At 72.6% G+C, this 16,555-nt stretch carries 8 protein-coding genes and 1 pseudogene; 3 read left to right on the top strand and 6 right to left on the bottom strand.

Annotated elements, in window-relative coordinates:
* Positions 1-271, bottom strand: a 271-nt coding sequence (locus tag ABZV78_RS28620) for a dihydrodipicolinate synthase family protein (protein ID WP_355643516.1), incomplete at its 3' end; no start/stop codon positions are given.
* Positions 272-453: 182 nt separating this feature from the next.
* Here ABZV78_RS28620 and ABZV78_RS28615 point away from each other — a divergent pair.
* Positions 454-1,680, top strand: a complete 1,227-nt coding sequence (locus ABZV78_RS28615) for a helix-turn-helix domain-containing protein (protein ID WP_355643514.1) — start codon at positions 454-456, stop codon at positions 1,678-1,680.
* Positions 1,681-1,722: 42 nt separating this feature from the next.
* On the opposite strand, the gene ABZV78_RS28610 is transcribed toward ABZV78_RS28615, so the two are convergent.
* Positions 1,723-3,639, bottom strand: a complete 1,917-nt coding sequence (locus ABZV78_RS28610; RefSeq protein ID WP_355643513.1) for a Xaa-Pro dipeptidyl-peptidase — start codon at positions 3,637-3,639, stop codon at positions 1,723-1,725.
* A gap of 417 nt (positions 3,640-4,056) precedes the next feature.
* Here ABZV78_RS28610 and ABZV78_RS28605 point away from each other — a divergent pair, with 417 nt between their 5' ends.
* Together ABZV78_RS28605 and ABZV78_RS28600 are read left to right on the top strand one after the other, a co-directional pair.
* Positions 4,057-6,483 (top strand): M14 family metallopeptidase, encoded by a 2,427-nt coding sequence (locus ABZV78_RS28605; protein ID WP_355643511.1) that lies wholly within the window; start codon positions 4,057-4,059, stop codon positions 6,481-6,483.
* Positions 6,484-6,514: 31 nt separating this feature from the next.
* A complete protein-coding gene (locus ABZV78_RS28600) occupies positions 6,515-6,652 on the top strand; it encodes a hypothetical protein (RefSeq protein WP_355643509.1) in 138 nt (45 codons plus the stop codon).
* Positions 6,653-6,885: 233 nt separating this feature from the next.
* On the opposite strand, the gene ABZV78_RS28595 is transcribed toward ABZV78_RS28600, so the two are convergent.
* From ABZV78_RS28595 to ABZV78_RS28580, 4 genes and pseudogenes are all read right to left on the bottom strand, one after another.
* Positions 6,886-10,941: a ThuA domain-containing protein gene (locus ABZV78_RS28595; protein WP_355643507.1), complete on the bottom strand. Its 4,056-nt coding sequence runs from the start codon at positions 10,939-10,941 to the stop codon at positions 6,886-6,888.
* Positions 10,942-11,129: 188 nt separating this feature from the next.
* Positions 11,130-12,287: a multicopper oxidase domain-containing protein gene (locus ABZV78_RS28590; protein WP_355643505.1), complete on the bottom strand. Its 1,158-nt coding sequence runs from the start codon at positions 12,285-12,287 to the stop codon at positions 11,130-11,132.
* Between the two features lie 67 nt (positions 12,288-12,354).
* Positions 12,355-15,480, bottom strand: coding sequence for a family 16 glycoside hydrolase (locus ABZV78_RS28585; protein ID WP_355643503.1), 3,126 nt, complete (start codon positions 15,478-15,480; stop codon positions 12,355-12,357).
* Positions 15,481-16,460: 980 nt separating this feature from the next.
* Positions 16,461-16,555 (bottom strand): annotated as a pseudogene (locus ABZV78_RS28580) (helix-turn-helix transcriptional regulator); the annotation flags it as partial.

The following is a 16,555-nucleotide window of genomic DNA, read 5'->3' as shown; positions in this document are numbered from 1 at the left end:
TCTCCTGCCGGCTGCCGTACCCGCCGACCGCCGGCAGCACGGCGCAGCCCGGCGGCGCCGCCTCCACGGCGGCGCGGACCACGTCGGCGCGCTCCCCCTCGGACAGCGCCGCGTACTCGCCCAGCGGGCCGCACGGGGTCACGCCCCGGCAGCCGGCGTCGCCGAGCCAGCGCACATGCTCCTGGAGCCGGTCGTAGTCGACGGAGAGGTCACCCCGGAACGGCGTGGGGAGGGCGACGACGACGCCCTGCCAGGGCCTGGTTGCGGCCACGACGGTTTCCCTTCTCGGCGGACCCGGCCCCGCACACGTTAGGGGCGTCCCGGGCCGCGGTCTTCCGACAGATGCCGGAACCGCGTCGCGCGGACCGGGTACGGCTGTCGCGGGGGTATTGCGCGCCCGCCAACATCATCGGAAGGTAGGCCCAGGGTCCTATCCGGGGGAAGCGCATGCGCATGGAGCTGCAACGCATCGTCGACCGGGTCGCCGCGCGGGTGAAGCGTCCGGCACTCATCGAGGACCGGCGCCAGCGGGTCGTCGTCTACAGCGAACACACCGGGGTGATCGACGGGGTGCGCCGCAGCTCGATCCTGCGCCGGCACACCACGCCGGAGGTGATCGCCTGGGCCCGGGAGATCGGCATCATGGAGGCCCGACAGCCGGTCCGTACCCCGGCCTGTCCCGACCTGGACCTGCTCCCCCGGGTCTGCGTGCCGATCCGGCACCAGGACCTGCTGCTGGGCTTCGTCTGGTTCATCGACGCGGCCGACGGGATGACCGACGAGGACATCTCGGTGGTGACCGAGGCGATGCCGGATCTGTCGCTGGCGCTCTACCGGGAGAACTTGCTCGGCGAGCTGACCTCGCAGCGGGAGGCGGAGGCCACCCGTACGCTGCTGGTCGAGTCCCCGGAGGCCCGGCGGGAGGCCGTCCGGTCGCTGCTGACCGACGGCGTGGTGGCCCGCGACGGCCAGGTCACCGCGCTGGTCGCCCAGCTCGCGGTGGCCCGGGACGAGGTGCTGGACGACGCGGCCCGGGTCGCCCTGGAGCACGCGCTGGTCGCCACCCGGCAGTGGGTCGGTTCGCGCGAGACCCTGCACCTGGTCCGGCACGACCACGGGGTGCTGCTGCTGTGCGGCGGGCGGGCCACCGGCCGGGTGGCGGCCGAGGACGCCGCCGCGCACCTCGACCAGGCCCTGCGCGCGGCGACCCGGGGGCTGGCGTCGGTGAGCCGGACGGTGCTCGGGGTCGGCGACGGCCGGCCCCGGCTCTACGACAGCCTGCTGTCCTACCAGGAGGCGTTCCAGGCGGCCCGGGTCGGCGTGCAACTGCCCGCCCTGGGCCCGGTCGTGCCCTGGGCCGACCTGGGCATCTACCGACTGCTGTCCGGGGTGGACGCCCGGCACCTGGACGTCGCGCGGGTGCACCCGGGGCTGGGTCGGCTGCTCGGCGACGAGGCGCACCAGGTGCTGCTGGAGACCCTGGAGGTCTACCTGGACCTGGCCGGCAACGCCCACGCCACGGCCGAGCGGCTGCGGCTGCACCGGACCACCCTCTACTACCGGCTCCAGCGGGTGGAACTGCTCGCCGGCACCGACCTCAAGGACGGCAACGAGCGGCTCTGCCTGCACCTGGCGCTGAAGCTGGGCCGGCTCACCGGCCACCACCAGCCGGAACGGTAGCCGGGGCGGGACGCCGGTGCCGGCGCCCCGCCCCGGGTCTCCTCACAGACCGGCGGCCTCCGCCGCCGTCCGGCCGCCGACCACCGGCAGGGTGATCCGGCTGCGGTCGAAGTGGACGGTGATGTGGGCCCGGGTCTGCTTGGCCCGGCTGCTGTAGCCGGAGTACGAGCCGAGCAGGACCACGCCGATCTGGTGACCGGCGTCGAAGACGTAGTCCTCGGGGAGCAGGTTCAGGTCGACCGCGGTCTTCTGCCCGGGCACCAGCGGCGTGGACACCGCCGGCGAGTCGAGGTTGAGGCCGTCGATGATGCCCTTGGTGACCAGTTCCTGCGGGTTGGCCGCGACGGTCTTCTCCGTCTTCCGGTAGCAGGCGTTCTCGGCGAAGCCGCCCCAGGTGGCCGTCGCGCCCCAGCAGTCCTCGTCGGTCAGCGTCCGGATGCCGTCACCGCTGGTGCTGAACCGCGGGCGGGTGCCGTAGTCGACCAGGAGCGCGGCGAAGCTGGTGTCCTCCCCGTCGACGGTGGCGTTGATCTTCACGACCGGGGTGCCCGAGACGTGCAGCGGCGCCGTCAGCGGCGCGGAGAGGAACACCAGGCGGTTGTCGGTGTTCGCCGCCGGGTCCGACGGGTGACGGATGGCGTTGGTGGCGGTCATCGTGGGGGTGTCCTGGAAGGTCGCCGACCCGTTGCCGGGACCGGAGTGGACGGCGAGCCCGCCGACGTTTCCGTCCTCCGGCGCCCGGAGGAAGACCTGGGTCGGCCGGGCGTCCGGCAGCGGCCAGGCGCGCGCGGTCTCCCAGACGTCCGGCGCCCGCTCGATGTCGACGGCCGGCTCGCCCATGATGCCGTTGTCGATGCCCTGGAGCCAGTGGTCGAACCAGCGGTGCAGGGTGTCCACCCAGGCGCCCCGCCGGAAGTCGAACGGGTCGACGTGGCCGGTGCCGGTCAGCCAGAGCTTGCGCGGCACGCCCTGCTCGCCCAGCGCGGCCCACCACTTGCTGAAGTGGTCCGGGCGGACGTTGTCGTCGTTGATGCCGTGCACCACGAAGACGCTGGCCCGCACCCGGTCGGCGTGCGGCACGTAGTCCCGCTCCGCCCAGAAGTCGTTGTAGTCACCGGTGACGTCGTCGCCACCCTGCCCGAGGGCGGCCCGCACCGGGGCGCAGTACGCGCGGCGGGCCGGGTTGGTGACCGTGTTCGCGAGGCTGCCCGAGTAGTTGTTCGCCCGGGTGACCAGGCCGTTGCTCCGGGAGTAGTCGTACCAGCTGGAGATGGCCGAGATCGGCACGATGGTGGTCAGCCCCGCCACCCCGTCGGCCGCGGCGGCGTTGGCCAGGGTGCCGTCGTACGACTTGCCGATCATGCCGGTGCGGCCGTTGTGCCAGTCCGCCACGACCTCCCGGCCGGCGGCGTCGACGCCCGGCCGGCGCCCGTTGAGCCAGTCGATCGCGGTCGGCGCGCTGATGTTGTCGGCCCGGCCACCGGTGACCGGGCAGCCGGTCGAGTTGTTGGTGCCGATCATGTCGAGCAGGACCACCGCGTAGCCGCGCGGGACGAAGTAGTTGTCGTAGAACAGCGGCCAGGTGTCGTTCAGCCCGTCGCCGTCGACGTCGGCCTTGCACTCGCCCTCGTTGCCCCGGCAGACCGTCGAGTAGTACGGGCTCGCGTCCATCACCACCGGCACCTTGAGCCCGTTCTCGCTGGCTCGCGGCCGGATGATGTCCATGGCCACGATGTCGCGGGCGCCGTCGCCGTCGGTGTCCACGTCCGAGGTGACGAAGATCCGCTCCCGGACCGCGTCGGCATAGCCGAACACCGGCTGGGTGACCCCGCCCTCCACCACCAGCCGGGCCTGCTCGTCCGCGCCCGGCTGGGCCAGGGCGCCGGTCGCCGGCAGGCCCGTGACGGCGACCGCCAGGGCCACCACCGCGGCCCGCCAGGCATGTCTTCCGCTTCGCATCCGCGTGCTCCTCCTCCCCGCGCCGGCCGACGGCGTGCACAGGGGACACGCCGCGGCGACGGTCGCCCCGAACCTACGGATCGACGGACGTGCCGGTCATCGGACAGCTGTGGAAGATGGCCGCCCCCGGCTCCTACGCCTGTCGCAGGCCGGCCGACACCTGACGGTCCGGGACGGACAGTCGTTGACAGGACACCGTGGGTGGGCACAGGATTTGGCCAACCCGCTGGCCAGTCGCCCGCTACCGACCCGCTCCGAGGTGATCTCGCGGCACCGGGCCGCCCGCCGCCGCACCGGCACGGCCCGCCGACGTCCGCCCTCATCCGTTGGTCGCACCGGACCTCCGGGGCACCCCGACCTCGATTCCGTCGACCGTCGAAGCCCACAGTTCCCACCCACGAACGAAAAGGGGCAACGATGCGCATACCGAACCCCGGTGCCCGCCGCTGGCGGGCACCCGTCGTCGCGATCGCGGCCGTCTCGGCCCTGGTCCTGGTCAGCCCGGCCGCCGCGGTCACCCCGGGGGCCGACGGAGCCGGCGAGAGCACCGAACTGAGCCGGCTGCCCGACGAGGCGGCGAGCGTGGTGGAGGTCCTGCTCGCCGACTCCGCCGAGCTGGACCGGCTCGTCGCCACCGGCGTCGACCTCGACCATGACGTCTCCCGCACCGAGGAGGGCATCGTCGCCCACGCGGTGGTCACCCCGAGCGAGGCGGCGGCCCTGCGCGCCCGGGGCTACCGGCTCGGCGACGTCGTCTTCCGGGCCGCGGACTCGGCCGAGCGGGTCGAGGAGCGCGCGGCGACGATCGCCGCGCACGTCGCGGAGAACCAGGCGTTCACGGCGAGCCTGGCCACCCCCGACGCCGCGGACGTGCGGATCATCCGCGCCGACTACTACACCTCCGGCACCAGCCAGATCCTCTCCGTCGAGGCGAAGTGGGCCCAGGGCCAGACCTCGACCAGCACGCTCACCGTGCAGCGGGACAGCGGCCCCGGCACCGAGATCGGCTCGGGCGGCAGCCAGACCATCTCCCGCTTCGTGGACGCCGGCGTCTACCTGTACCACCGCGGCGCGGCGACGGTGACCGCCCGGCCGGACCGGATCCGGATCACCAGCCCCACCGGCGGGGTCGCGGTCGCCCAGGTCAAGGAGTGGCTGCCGATCCCGGCCGACGACCCGGAAGGCCCCGGCTACCAGCAGGACTTCGTCACCAGCTACCTGACGCCCACCGACCTGTACGCGCGGATCCACCAGCTCGCCGCCGAGTTCCCCGACCTGGCCGAGGTCGTCGAGCTGCCGTACAGGACGAACGGCTACCGCCGCAAGGCGCAGGCGGTGCTCGGCACCGCGAACGCCGGCCGGGTCGCGATCGACTCGCTGGCGTGGGGGCACCAGGGCGGCAACGACATCTCCGTCGAGCTGGTCAACCCGGGCGCCGCGAGTCAGCCGCTCGCGGTGACCGTGACGGGCCGGGACATCCGGGTCCGCCTGGCCACCGACGCCGCCGGCACGGTGACCAGCACCGCCGCGCAGGTCGTCGCGGCGCTCAACGCCGACGCCGGCACGCTGGTCAGGGCGTACACCTACCGCGGCAACGCGGGCGCGGGCGTGGTGGCGCCGGCCGCGCGGACCATGCTCACCGACGGCCTGCGGGCGCCCGCGACCGTCTCCCGCGAGCCCCACCCGGTGTACGCGATCCGGATCGGCAAGCACCGCGACGGCTCGCGGCCGGGCGTCCTCGCGTACGCCCAGGAGCACGCCCGCGAGTGGGTGCCGCCGCTGGTCGCCGTCGAGACCGCCGAGCGGCTGCTGCGCAACTACGGCCACGACGGCCGGACCAAGCAGCTGCTCAACAACCTGGACATCTGGATCGCCCCGTCGGTCAACCCGGACGGCGGTCACTACTCGTTCTACGACTTCGCCTCGCAGCGCCGGAACATGACCAACCACTGCCCGCTGACCGGCGCGGCCGACGCCCTGGCCCGCAACTCGTGGGGCGTGGACAACAACCGCAACTACACCGAGTACAGCCTGTTCGACGGCTACTCGGGCGCGTCGAGCAGCTGCACCGGCGACACCTACGCCGGGCCGAGCGAGCTGTCCGAGCCGGAGAACAGGAACCTCGACTGGCTTGCCGCGCGCGAGAACATCAAGTTCTCGATGAACCTGCACTCTTCCGGCAACTACTTCATGTGGTCGCCGGGGGCGTACGCCGTCCCGGGCCGGGTCTCCGCGCCCCGGCCCACCCTCGACCAGGAGTCGTTCTTCTGGGGCGCCTCGTCGCGGATCCTCACCGCCATCAAGCGGCACCGCAACATGGCCGTGACGCCGGCCCGCACCGGCCCGATCTCCGACGTGCTCTACTCGGCGGCCGGCAACTCCGGTGACATGCTCTGGTACAAGTACGGCATCTACGCCTGGAACTTCGAGGTCGGCACGTCGTTCCAGCCCGACTGGGACGAGGCGCACCAGGAGACGATGGAGTTCGCCAACGGGCTGGTCGAGCTGATGCGGGTGGCCCGGGACTTCGACACCGACCACCAGCGGCCGATCACCGGCCTGTCGACCACCCCGAGCGACGCGCCGGGCATGGTGGACGTGACGTTCACGGCGAGCGAGCCCGCCGCGGTCTTCTACACCCTCGACGGCACGGCGCCGACCTACGCGTCCACCCGGTACGGCTCCGCCGGCATCCGGGAGGGCGGGGAGACGCTGACCGTGCCCGCCGGGACCACGGTCCACTGGTTCTCGGTGGACGCGGCCGGCAACGTGGAGAACAACTACCGCGCGGACGGCACGGCCCAGAACTTCCGCAAGGGCGCCGCCGCGCTGCCCGCCGGATAGCGGCAGCCGACCCGGTGCCGGGGTACGGGGCGTGACGGACCCGTACCCCGGCGCCGGCGCGCCGAGGGTGGTGACCAGCGGCAACGACGTGCCGCCGCGGCAGGCCCTGGCGGTGCTGCGCGGCGGTGTGGGGCCGGTGATCAGTCGGCGGCCGGCAGCAGCACGGTGACGGTCGTGCCATTCGGAGGGTGCCGGCACTCCCGGCTCTGCGCTGGGAACCGCCGTGACCCTGCTCGCGGCCCTCGGCTGGCTGGCCTGGCGGGCGCGTGGCCGGAAGGCCGCTCGGCGGCGCGGCCGGCCCGGCCCTCACCTGGGGCATCGGTCACCTGTTCGGCACCGCGGTGAGCTGACGCGGCGGTGCCGGGCACGGGAACCCTCCCGTGCCCGGCACCACCCGAGGACCTACAGGTCGCGCACCCGTACGTCGCGGAACTCGATCAGGTCGGACGTGCCGTGGTTCTGCAACCCGACGAACCCGCTGAGGAACTGGCGCAGGTCGGTCGGCGGGTCACCGGCCCGGGACGACGCCTTGCCCGGCGTGTTGTCGAACTCGTTGATCACCACGCCGTTCCGGATGATCGTGTAGTGCTGGCCGACCACCCGGACCTCGTAGTCGTTCCAGGTCCCCTTCGGGGTCGCCCCGGCCTTGTCGAGCCCCTGCGGATCGAAGTTGTAGATCGACCCGGTCTTCTGCGGCTCGCCGGTGGGCCCGTCGTAGATCTGGATCTCGTGGCCGCAGTAGATGGCCACCCACGCCTGCGACGACCGGGCCGACCCGACCGTGCCGCAACTGCCGGCCGGCCGCTGGTCCACCGGGGTCCGCGGGTCGGGGAACCGGGCGAAGACCCCGCTGTTGGCGTACGTGGCGCCGGCGGAGACGTCCCGGAACTTCAGCCGCAGCGAGAAGTCGGCGAACTCGTCCTTGGCGTACCAGAGCATCCCGAGTCCGCCGGAGCTGCGGATGGACCCGTCGGGCTGCAACGTGAACGAGCCGCCGGGCGCCTGCCGCCAGTCGGCCAGCGACCCGGCCGTACCGTCGAACAGCGCCCGGTAGCCGGCCACCTTGCCGATCGGCGACTGCGCCGCCGCGGTGCTCAGCTTCGTCGCCTCCTTGTTGTCGAGCACGCCGTCGCCGCGCAGGTCGTTGACCACGTCGGCGACGTGGCTGACGAACTGGCCGTGGTTGGTCCAGCTCCGCTCGTCGTCGATCAGGTCGTTGACCGTGCAGTCGCCGCCCACCTCGTGGTTGGTCACGCCGGTGTCGGTGTCCAGCATCCGCACCGTCGCGCGGGTGTCCGGCGCGGCGCAGCCGGCCGTGACGGTGATCTTCGCGGTGGAGACCTGGCCGTCGGCGTACGTCACCTTCAGGGTGACCTGGTAGGTGCCGTAGCGGGCGTAGGTGTGGGTGGGGTTGGCCTCGTGCGACGGCGCGCTGCCGTCACCGAAGTTCCACTCCCACGCCACGCCACCGGCCCGGGCCGCCGAGAACGCGATGGTCTTCGGCTGGCTCGGCGTGACGGCCCGCCAGGCGGCGTCGCTCGCCCGCGGCGTCGCCTCGCCGCCGGTGTAGGCGATCCGGATCAGCTTCTGGTTGCTGTGCAGGCTGAAGAAGCCGCCGGCGTAGTCCAGCATGTACAGCGCGCCGTCCGGGCCGAACTTGGCGTCCATCCAGGACTGGAGCTGGTTGCCGCCGCTGCCGCCGCGGATGATCTGGCGCAGGTCCTCGGCGAACGCGGGCGGTGCGTGCTCGTCGACCGTGGCCGGGTCGACGGTGACCGCCACCCGGTTGTTGGCGTTGGACTGGTCACCGATGAACCACTTGTTGTCCCAGTACGCCGGCCAGGCCACCCCGCTGCCGGTGTCGACGTTCTCCCGCTGGTAGGTCGGGCCGTCCATGATGGCCTGACCGCCGCCCTTGAGGTACGGCTGGGTGAAGGTCTCCTGCCCGACCTGGTACGTGGGCAGCCCGCTGCCGTCGGTGCGCTTCGGGTAGACCGGGCCGCCGCCCTGCGGCGAGTACCAGATCATGTTGTCCCGGGCCGGCGGGATGTTCACCAGACCGGTGTTGCGCGGCGAGGTGTTCTTCAGGTTGTCGCAGTCGTACCAGCCGGTCAGCACGGTCGCGTCGGTGTTGCTGCGGTCCCGGTAGGGCTGCCGGTTGCCCATGCAGTAGGGCCAGCCCTGGTTGCCGGCCGAGGTGATGATCGTGGCCGTCTCGTACTTGGCCGGGCCAAGGTTCGGGTCCGGGGCGCCGGCGTCCGGGCCGACCCAGGCCGCGGTGAGCCAGTCGTTGACCGGGTCCCAGGCGATCCGGGCGATGTTGCGCACGCCCATCACGTAGATCTCCCGGCGGCTCTTGCCGCCACCCTCCTCCTGGCCGGTGAACAGGTTCCCGGCCGGGATGGTGTAGGTGCCGTCCGCCTCCGGGTGGATGCGCAGGATCTTGCCGTTGAGGTCGTTGGTGTTGCCGGAGGTACGCCGGGCGTCCTGGAACGAGGTGCCCTGGAACTCCTGCGTCCAGTTGTTGCCGGAGTAGCCGTTCGAGCCGCCGGAGGAGTTGCTGTCACCGGTGCCGATGTAGAGGTTGCCGCTCTCGTCGAAGGTCATCCCGCCGCCGGCGTGGCAGCAGCTGTGGATCTGGGTGTCCCAGTGCAGCAGGTCCTTGCGGGTGCCCTGGTCGATGGCCTGCTTCGCGGCGTCGTAGGTGAACCGGGAGACGGTCCGCTGGCCGATCCGCCGGTCCCGGTCGATCGACTCGTGCGGCATCCAGTAGACGTAGACCCAGCCGTTCTGCGCGAACTTCGGGTCGAGGGTGATGCCGACCAGGCCCTCCTCATTCTTCACCAGCTCGCTGCCGCTGCCCCGGTTGCCCATCACGGCGAGGGTGGTGAGCAGCTTGACCTGCTTGGTCGACGGGTCCCAGCGGTGGATCGTGCCGCAGCCGAGGCCGACCTTCGGGTCGTCCCAGCTCACCACCGGGCCGCTCGGGCAGGCCGCCTTGCCGATGTAGAACACCCCGCCGTCGGGGGCGATGGTGAGGCCGTGCGGCTCGCCGATCTGGTCGAGCTGGCCGGGCTGGTTGGTCGTGGTGAGCCGGTCGACGCGGTAGTTCGCGGCGATGGTGGCCTGGCAGTCACCGCGGACCAGGCCCGCGGTCCACCGGATCGCCCCGGCCAGGTGGTTCTGGAACTGCTTGTCGCTGGTCCAGCTCGCCTCGGTGCGGCCCATCCCGGTGTAGAAGGACCGGCCGCCCTCGTAGTCCTGGCACCAGGAGACCGGGTGGAAGGCGCCGTTGCCGCTCAGGCCGGCGTTGTAGGTGCCCTCCTCGACCTGGGCGACGGTGTGCACCCGGCCGATCGGGCTCGGGTCCCAGTTGATCCACTGGTCCTCGCGGGTCCAGGTCAGCGGCAGGCCCTTGTTGGCCGGGTGCTGCCGGTCGGTGACGTCGACCGTGGCCCGCTGCACCGTGGTGTCCGGCGCCGGGCCGGCGTCCGGGCCGATCAGCCACAGCTCGGCGAGCTGGATCAGCGGTTCCCCGCTGTTCGCCGTGACGTTGAGCCGGTAGTGCTGGTAGGCCGTGGTGTTGGTGAAGCTGTACTGCTTGGTCTGGAACCGCTGCGGGAAGGTCTCGTTGCTGCGGGTGTCCAGGTCGGTCCAGGTGGCGCCGTCCTGCGAGCCCTGCAGGATCCAGTTCTTCGGGTCCCGGCCCGGGAAGTCGTTGGCCGAGGTGAGCGCGTACCGGCTGACCGTGACCGGCTTGGCCAGCTTGGCCGCCAGCCAGCCGGTCGGCGAGAAGGTCAGCCACTTGGTGCCGGTCGAGCCGTCGATCGCCTTCGCGGCGGTCTCGTTCGGCGGGTTCTCCGCGCTCGCGGTGGCCGACACCGGCTTCTCGGCGTTCGGCAGGCTGGTGGCCGGCCGGGTGCCGATCAGGCCGGTGAACCAGGACGACTCCGGCTGGGCGCGCGCCGCGTCGTGCACGCCGACGAAACCGCCGCCGTTCTTCACGTACGCCTGGAAGGCCGCCTCCTGCGTGTCGGTGAGGGTGACGCCGTTGGCGGAGAGGAACACCACGGCCCGGTAGCGGGCCAGATTCCCGAAGCTGAACACCGCCGGGTCGGCGGAGTCGTCCACGGTGAAGCCCTGCTGCTCACCGAGTTCGCGGATGGTGGCGGTGGCCTTGGCGACCGGGTCGTCCTGCTTGTCCACGGGGCCGTGGAAGACCAGCACCTTGGCCGCCGCCGCGGCCTCGGCGGCCGCCGCGGGTGTCGGGGCGAGGGTCTGGCCCGGCAGGGTGAGGACGCCGAGCGCCAGGGCGGCGCTCGACGCCAGGGCGCCGAACCGGCGGCGGGCGCCGGGGCGACGCGGGGCGGTCGGTGGGGGCGGTGTGGTGGTGGATCCCGTCGGGCCGGCGTCGGGGCCGACCCAGCGGGAGAACCGGAAATGGCGTCTGTCGGCCATCTCGACTCCTCCTGGTGTGGGTTTCCGGGTTCGTCGATTCCGCCGGTGACGTGAGGCGGTCACCGGAAGATGGGCGTACGCGTCCACCGGCGCCACCCGTGGCGGGCGGCCGGTGCGGCGGTGTCGGAGGTGGAGGTCGTCCGGTGGCTGCCGGTCCTCGACCCTGAGGGCCGGCAGCCACGGACCCGTCAGTCGTGCTGGTGCGCGCCGCCGTCGGCGGCGGCCGCCGGGGCGGCCCCGGCGACGCCGTGCTCGTGGTCCATGCCGGGCGGCATGTTCCCGTTCTCGTCCAGGACGTGCAGCATGGTCGACATCCCGGCGTCGGAGTGGAACTGCATGTGGCAGTGCAGCATCCAGTGGCCCGGCCCGACCGAGTCGCCGGCGACCACCTGGGCGCCGAACGAGTCGCCCGGGCCGAGCGTCTTGTTGTCAATGATCGGCACCTGGTCGGCGAACGGCTGGCCGTTGCTCACCGCCCCGGTCCGGGTGTCCGCCCACGAGTGCCCGTGCAGGTGGAAGGTGTGCATGTCGTTGCCGATGCCGACCACCACGAACTCCACCCGCTCCCCCTTGCGGGCGACCAGGCAGGTCGGCCCGGGCTGCGGGTTCACCTCGGTGCAGGTGTCGGTGGCCTCGCCCCGGCGCAGGTTGATGCTCTGCCGGTCACCGAACGCCACCGTGTAGGTCCGGTCCGGCTTCGGGTCGCCGGGACGGCGGACCACCAGGCCGCCGAAGAGGCCGGAGGACAGGCCCTGCGTGCCGTGCGGTCCGCCCACCACGTGGTCGTGGTACCACCAGTAGCCCGCGGTGCCCGGCGTCCCGGTCTTGTTGTTGCGGGGCTGGGCGTACCAGGTGTAGGTGCGGGATCCGCCCGACGGGACGTACGAGCCGCTCTGCACCGTGCCGTCGGAGTCCTGGGTGTACTTGACCCCGTGCACGTGCAGCGAGACGCCCAGCGGGTGGGTCGGGCTGGTGCGCAGCGCCGCCAGGGTGGCCTCGGGCACCTGGTTGTGCAGGGTGATGGCGAGGCATTCACCCTCCGTCATCTCCATGAGCGGGCCCGGGTAGGAGGCCGTCTCCGGGGTGAGGCCGTAGCCGAGCCGGACCTGGGTGCCGTCCTTCGGCAGTTCCACCGCGTACAGCTGGATGGTCCGGTCGGGCTTGACGCAGCCGTCGGGCCGCTCGGCGAACATCCCGGTGCGGGCGGCGGCCAGCCCGCCGGCGCCGACCAGGGTGAGCAACACGACCGCCGCGACGACCAGCATCCGCCGGCCACCGGTGCGGGGACGCTCGGTGCGGGGCTGTCGCGGCCCCGGCTCCTCCTCGACCAGCCGCCAGGCGCTCACCGGACACCCCGCGGCGGGGCAGGCCGGTCGTTGCAGTTCCTTGCCATGGTGATGTCCCTTCGCTCGCTCAGCAGCAGGTGTCCGCGGCGCCGCCCGGACAGCAGGCGGTCAGCGGGGCGATCCGCACGTTCCGGAAGCTGACGACGTCGCCGGTGCCGTGGTTCTGGAGGCCGACGTATCCGCTGGTGTGCTGCCGGCCGGCGGTCCCCGGGTCGTCCGCCCGCGGCGGGTCGAAGACCGCGCCCGGGGCGTTGACGTACTCGTTGATCAGTACGCCGTTGCGGAAGACCGAGTAGTGCTGGCCGACGACCCGGATCTCGTAGTCGTTCCAGGTGCCCTTGGGCGTGACGCCGGCGCCGGCCAGGCCGACCCGGTCGAAGCCGTACACGGAGCCGCTCTTGTACGCGTCGCCATCGGGCCGGTCGAGGATCTGGAGCTCGTGGCCGTACTTGATGGCGACCCACTCCGGGCGGGCCTCCGCCGGGTGGTTGCGGACGTCCGGGAAGCGGACGAAGACGCCGCTGTTGGCCCGGCCGTCCCCCGGCGCGTCGTCGCGCCACTGGAGCTTCAGCGAGAAGTCCCCGTACGCGCTGGCCGGGTACCAGAGCATGCCCAGCCCGGGCACCGGCCGGCTGGTGATCGAGCCGTCGGCGTTGCGGGTGAACCCGCCGGCGCCGACCTGCTGCCATCGGCCGAAGGACGCGGCGGAGGAGTCGAGGATCGGCTGGTAGCCGTCCTTGCCCGCCGGCTTTCCGACGCCCGAGCGGGCGGCCGCGCTGACCAGGCGGCCGTGCTCGGTGTGGTTGATGACGCCCAGGTGGTGCAGGTGCTCGGCGACCGCGGTGACGTTCGAGACGAACGCGCCGTGGTTCGGCCAGCTCCGCTCGTCGTCGATGACGGCGTTGATGGTGCAGTCACCCTGGACCACCCGGCTGGGTACGCCGCTGTCGACGGTGCCGAACCAGACGGTCGGTCGGGTGTCCTTGACGCACTCGGGCTGCGGCCCGCTGGCGACCACCGTGAAGCTGACCGAGGCGGTGCCCGAGGTGTTGCCGGCCCGGTCGGTGGCCCGGTAGCTCACCGTGTGCGGCCCGGCCCGGTCGACGGTGACCGGCGCGGTGTAGCGGGCGTACGGCTGGCCGTCGACGGAGTATTCGACCCGGTCCACCCCGGAGCCGCTGTCGGCGGCGGTCAGGGTGACCGTGGCGCTGCCCAGGTACGCCCCGGCGTCGTCGAGTTGCCCGGTGACGGCGGCCGTGACGGTGGGCGGGGTGGTGTCGGGCGCGGGCGGGTCGACCACGGTGAAGGACGCCTGCTGAGGCGACGACGTGTTGCCCGCCTTGTCGGTGGCCCGGTAGCTCACCGTGTGCGGCCCGACCTGGTTGACGGTGACCGGCGCGGAGTAGGCGGCGTAGGGCTGCCCGTCGAGCGAGAACTCGACCCGGTCCACCCCGGAGCCGCTGTCGGCGGCGGTCAGGGTGACCGTGGCGCTGCCCAGGTACGCCCCGTTGGCGTCCCGCTGGCCGGTCACCGCGGCGGTCACGGTCGGCGGGGTGGTGTCCGCCGGGGCCGGCTCGACCACGGTGAACGACACCTGCTGCGCCGACGACGTGTTGCCCGCCTTGTCGGTGGCCCGGTAACTCACCGTGTGCTGCCCCGGCTGGTTCACCGTCACGGGCGCGGAGTAGGTGCCGTATGCGCCCCCGTCGAGCGCGTACTCGACCTTCGCCACGCCGGACCCGGTGTCGGTGGCCGAGACGGTGACCGTGGCGCTGCCCAGGTACGCCCCGTTGGCGTCCCGCTGGCCGGTCACCGCGGCGGTCACCGTGGGCGGGGTGGTGTCCGCCGGGGCCGGCTCGACCACGGTGAACGACACCTGCTGCGCCGACGACGTGTTGCCCGCCTTGTCGGTGGCCCGGTAACTCACCGTGTGCTGCCCCGGCTGGTTCACCGCCACCGGGGCGGTGTAGCCGGCATAGGGCTGCCCGTCGAGCGAGAACTCGACCCGGTCCACCCCGGAGCCGCTGTCGGCGGCGGTCAGGGTGACCGTCGCGCCGCCCACGTACGCCCCGGCGGCGTCCTTCTCACCCGTCACCGCGGCGGTCACGGTCGGCGGCGTGGTGTCCGCCGGGGTCGGCTCGACCACGGTGAACGACACCTGCTGCGCCGACGACGTGTTGCCCGCCTTGTCGGTGGCCCGGTAACTCACCGTGTGCGGCCCCGGCTGGTTCACCGTGACCGGCGCCGCGTAGGCCGCGTAGGCGCCGCCGTCGAGGGCGTACTCGACCCGGTCCACCCCCGACTCGGTGTCGGCGGCGGTCAGCGTCACCGTGGCGCTGCCCAGGTACGCCCCGTTCGCGTCCCGCTGCCCGGTCACCGCGGCGGTCACCGTCGGCGCCGTGGTGTCCGTCGGCGGCGGCTCGACCACGGTGAACGACGCCTGCTGCGGCGACGAGGTGTTGCCCGCCTTGTCGGTGGCCCGGTAGCTCAGCGTGTGCTGCCCCGGCTGGTTCACCGTCACGGGCGCGGAGTAGGTGCCGTACGCGCCGCCGTCCAGGGCGTACTCGACCCGGTCGACGCCGGAGCCGGTGTCGGCGGCCGTGAGGGTGACCGTCGCGCTGCCCACGTACGCCCCGTTGGCGTCCTTCTCCCCGGTCACCGCCGCGGTGACCGTCGGGGCCGTGGTGTCCGAGCCGCCGCCGTCGACGACCAGCAGGCCGGTCATGCCGCCGTGGCCCGGGATGGCGCAGAAGTATCGGTAGGTGCCCGGGGAGAGCACCACGTCGACCGTCCAACGCCCCCCGTTGGCGTCCGTCGGATCGGCCAGGATGTTCACGTCGACGTCGCTGTTGTACCTCGGGTCCGACGTCTCGAAGGTCAGGGTGTGCTGCATGCCGGTGGTGTTGCCGGTGGCCGCGCTGTTCTCGAAGACGAGGGTGGCCGGTCCGGCGACGGCCGTGGTGGGGGCCGAGCGGTAGGCGAGGAAGTTGTCCCCCGCCGTCCACGTGAGCACCTGGGCCTGCAACGGGGCCGCGGAGGCGGCCGGCGCGGCGCGTTCCGGGTCGGTCGGCCGCGCGCTGGCCGGGGACGAGGAGAGCGCGGTGGTCAGCAGCAGCGCCAGCGTGGCGAGGGCGGCCACCGGTCTCCGGAGCCGGCTGGCGGAGCGCCGGTTCGGCGGTGGATGTGCGTTCATGGCTTCCTCTTTCACGGTCCGGGAGCAGCGTGCGTCGGTGGGTCGATCGGCGGAGCTGTCGTGCCGGCGTCGTCCGTGCGGCCCCTCCCCTGGCCGCACGGGATCCCCGGCCGTGGCCGCGGGCCACGGTCGTCCGATGTGGATGGTGAGCGCCACCGGGGCGACGACGGTCGTCGCGCACGGTGGTGTCGCGGAGCTGAAGGGGTTGGTCGGGTACGGGCATCGGGCGGCCGGTGAGGCGCGGCCGCGTGGTGGCGTCGACCCGGGGTGGCCAGGGCTGGCCGGTCGTGGTCCGCGGACGGGTTGCGGCCGCCCGGAGGGCCCACCGTCGAGGGGCTACCGTGCCGGTAGTTCATCTCGACGAAACATATTGACAGGGACCGACCCTACTGACTTCCTCTCAGCGTGTCCATAGCTTTCGTCGTTCCATTGACTACTTTTCTTCAGCGCAGACGAAAGTGGTCGGCGAATTCCTACCGGCGCACGGCGGCGAAGTCCGTGGACCGAACCGGTGATCATCCGCGAGCCGTTCGACCGAGGACCAATGTGCGCCATGAGCACACAGCGGCAATGGACGCAGATCAGACGCGCCCTCGTCCACCCGTGGAGAACATTCGACCTGATCAGCGCCTATTGAAGATCATGGCTTCCTGAATTCCCGGCGACGGCGTGGTGACAGCGCGGAGTCGGTTGCCCGGGTCACCCATTGATCCCGGCTCGGGCCCGTGTGATTGTGCCCCCAGCGAGTCGCCGACCCCGGCGGCTCGCGACAGTCGATCTGTCGAACCGGGGCCACGCCGGCAGCCTCGGAGACCGGCCGTCACCCCGCCTCGCAACACCGCGCCGCCCGCCCCCACCGGGCTCCGTGTGGCGCGCCTAGGAACAGGAGCGAACCCCCTTGAAGCTCTCACCTCGCCTCGTCGCGCTCTCCGGCGCGGCGGCGGCCGGCCTGATCGCCGCCGGCACGGCCGCGGCCGTGTCTCGATCTGGCTCAGGTACGGGTTGCTGACGCCGGCCTGCTCGGCGAGCTGGCGCAGCGAGATCTTCGCGTTGCGGCGCAGGTCGCGAATGAACC

The sequence above is a fragment of the Micromonospora sp. NPDC004540 genome, from assembly GCF_040610095.1.
Lineage (GTDB): Bacteria > Actinomycetota > Actinomycetes > Mycobacteriales > Micromonosporaceae > Micromonospora.
Note: the sequence above shows the minus strand (reverse complement) of the source record. Positions and strands in the feature narration are given on the sequence as shown.

Excerpts from the sequence above, each read along its gene's own strand:
- ABZV78_RS28585 (WP_355643503.1), bottom strand. The coding sequence starts at position 15,480 with ATGAACGCACATCCACCGCCGAACCGGCGCTCCGCCAGCCGGCTCCGG.
- ABZV78_RS28615 (WP_355643514.1), top strand. The coding sequence starts at position 454 with ATGGAGCTGCAACGCATCGTCGACCGGGTCGCCGCGCGGGTGAAGCGT.
- ABZV78_RS28595 (WP_355643507.1), bottom strand. The coding sequence starts at position 10,941 with ATGGCCGACAGACGCCATTTCCGGTTCTCCCGCTGGGTCGGCCCCGAC.
- ABZV78_RS28605 (WP_355643511.1), top strand. The coding sequence starts at position 4,057 with ATGCGCATACCGAACCCCGGTGCCCGCCGCTGGCGGGCACCCGTCGTC.
- ABZV78_RS28610 (WP_355643513.1), bottom strand. The coding sequence starts at position 3,639 with ATGCGAAGCGGAAGACATGCCTGGCGGGCCGCGGTGGTGGCCCTGGCG.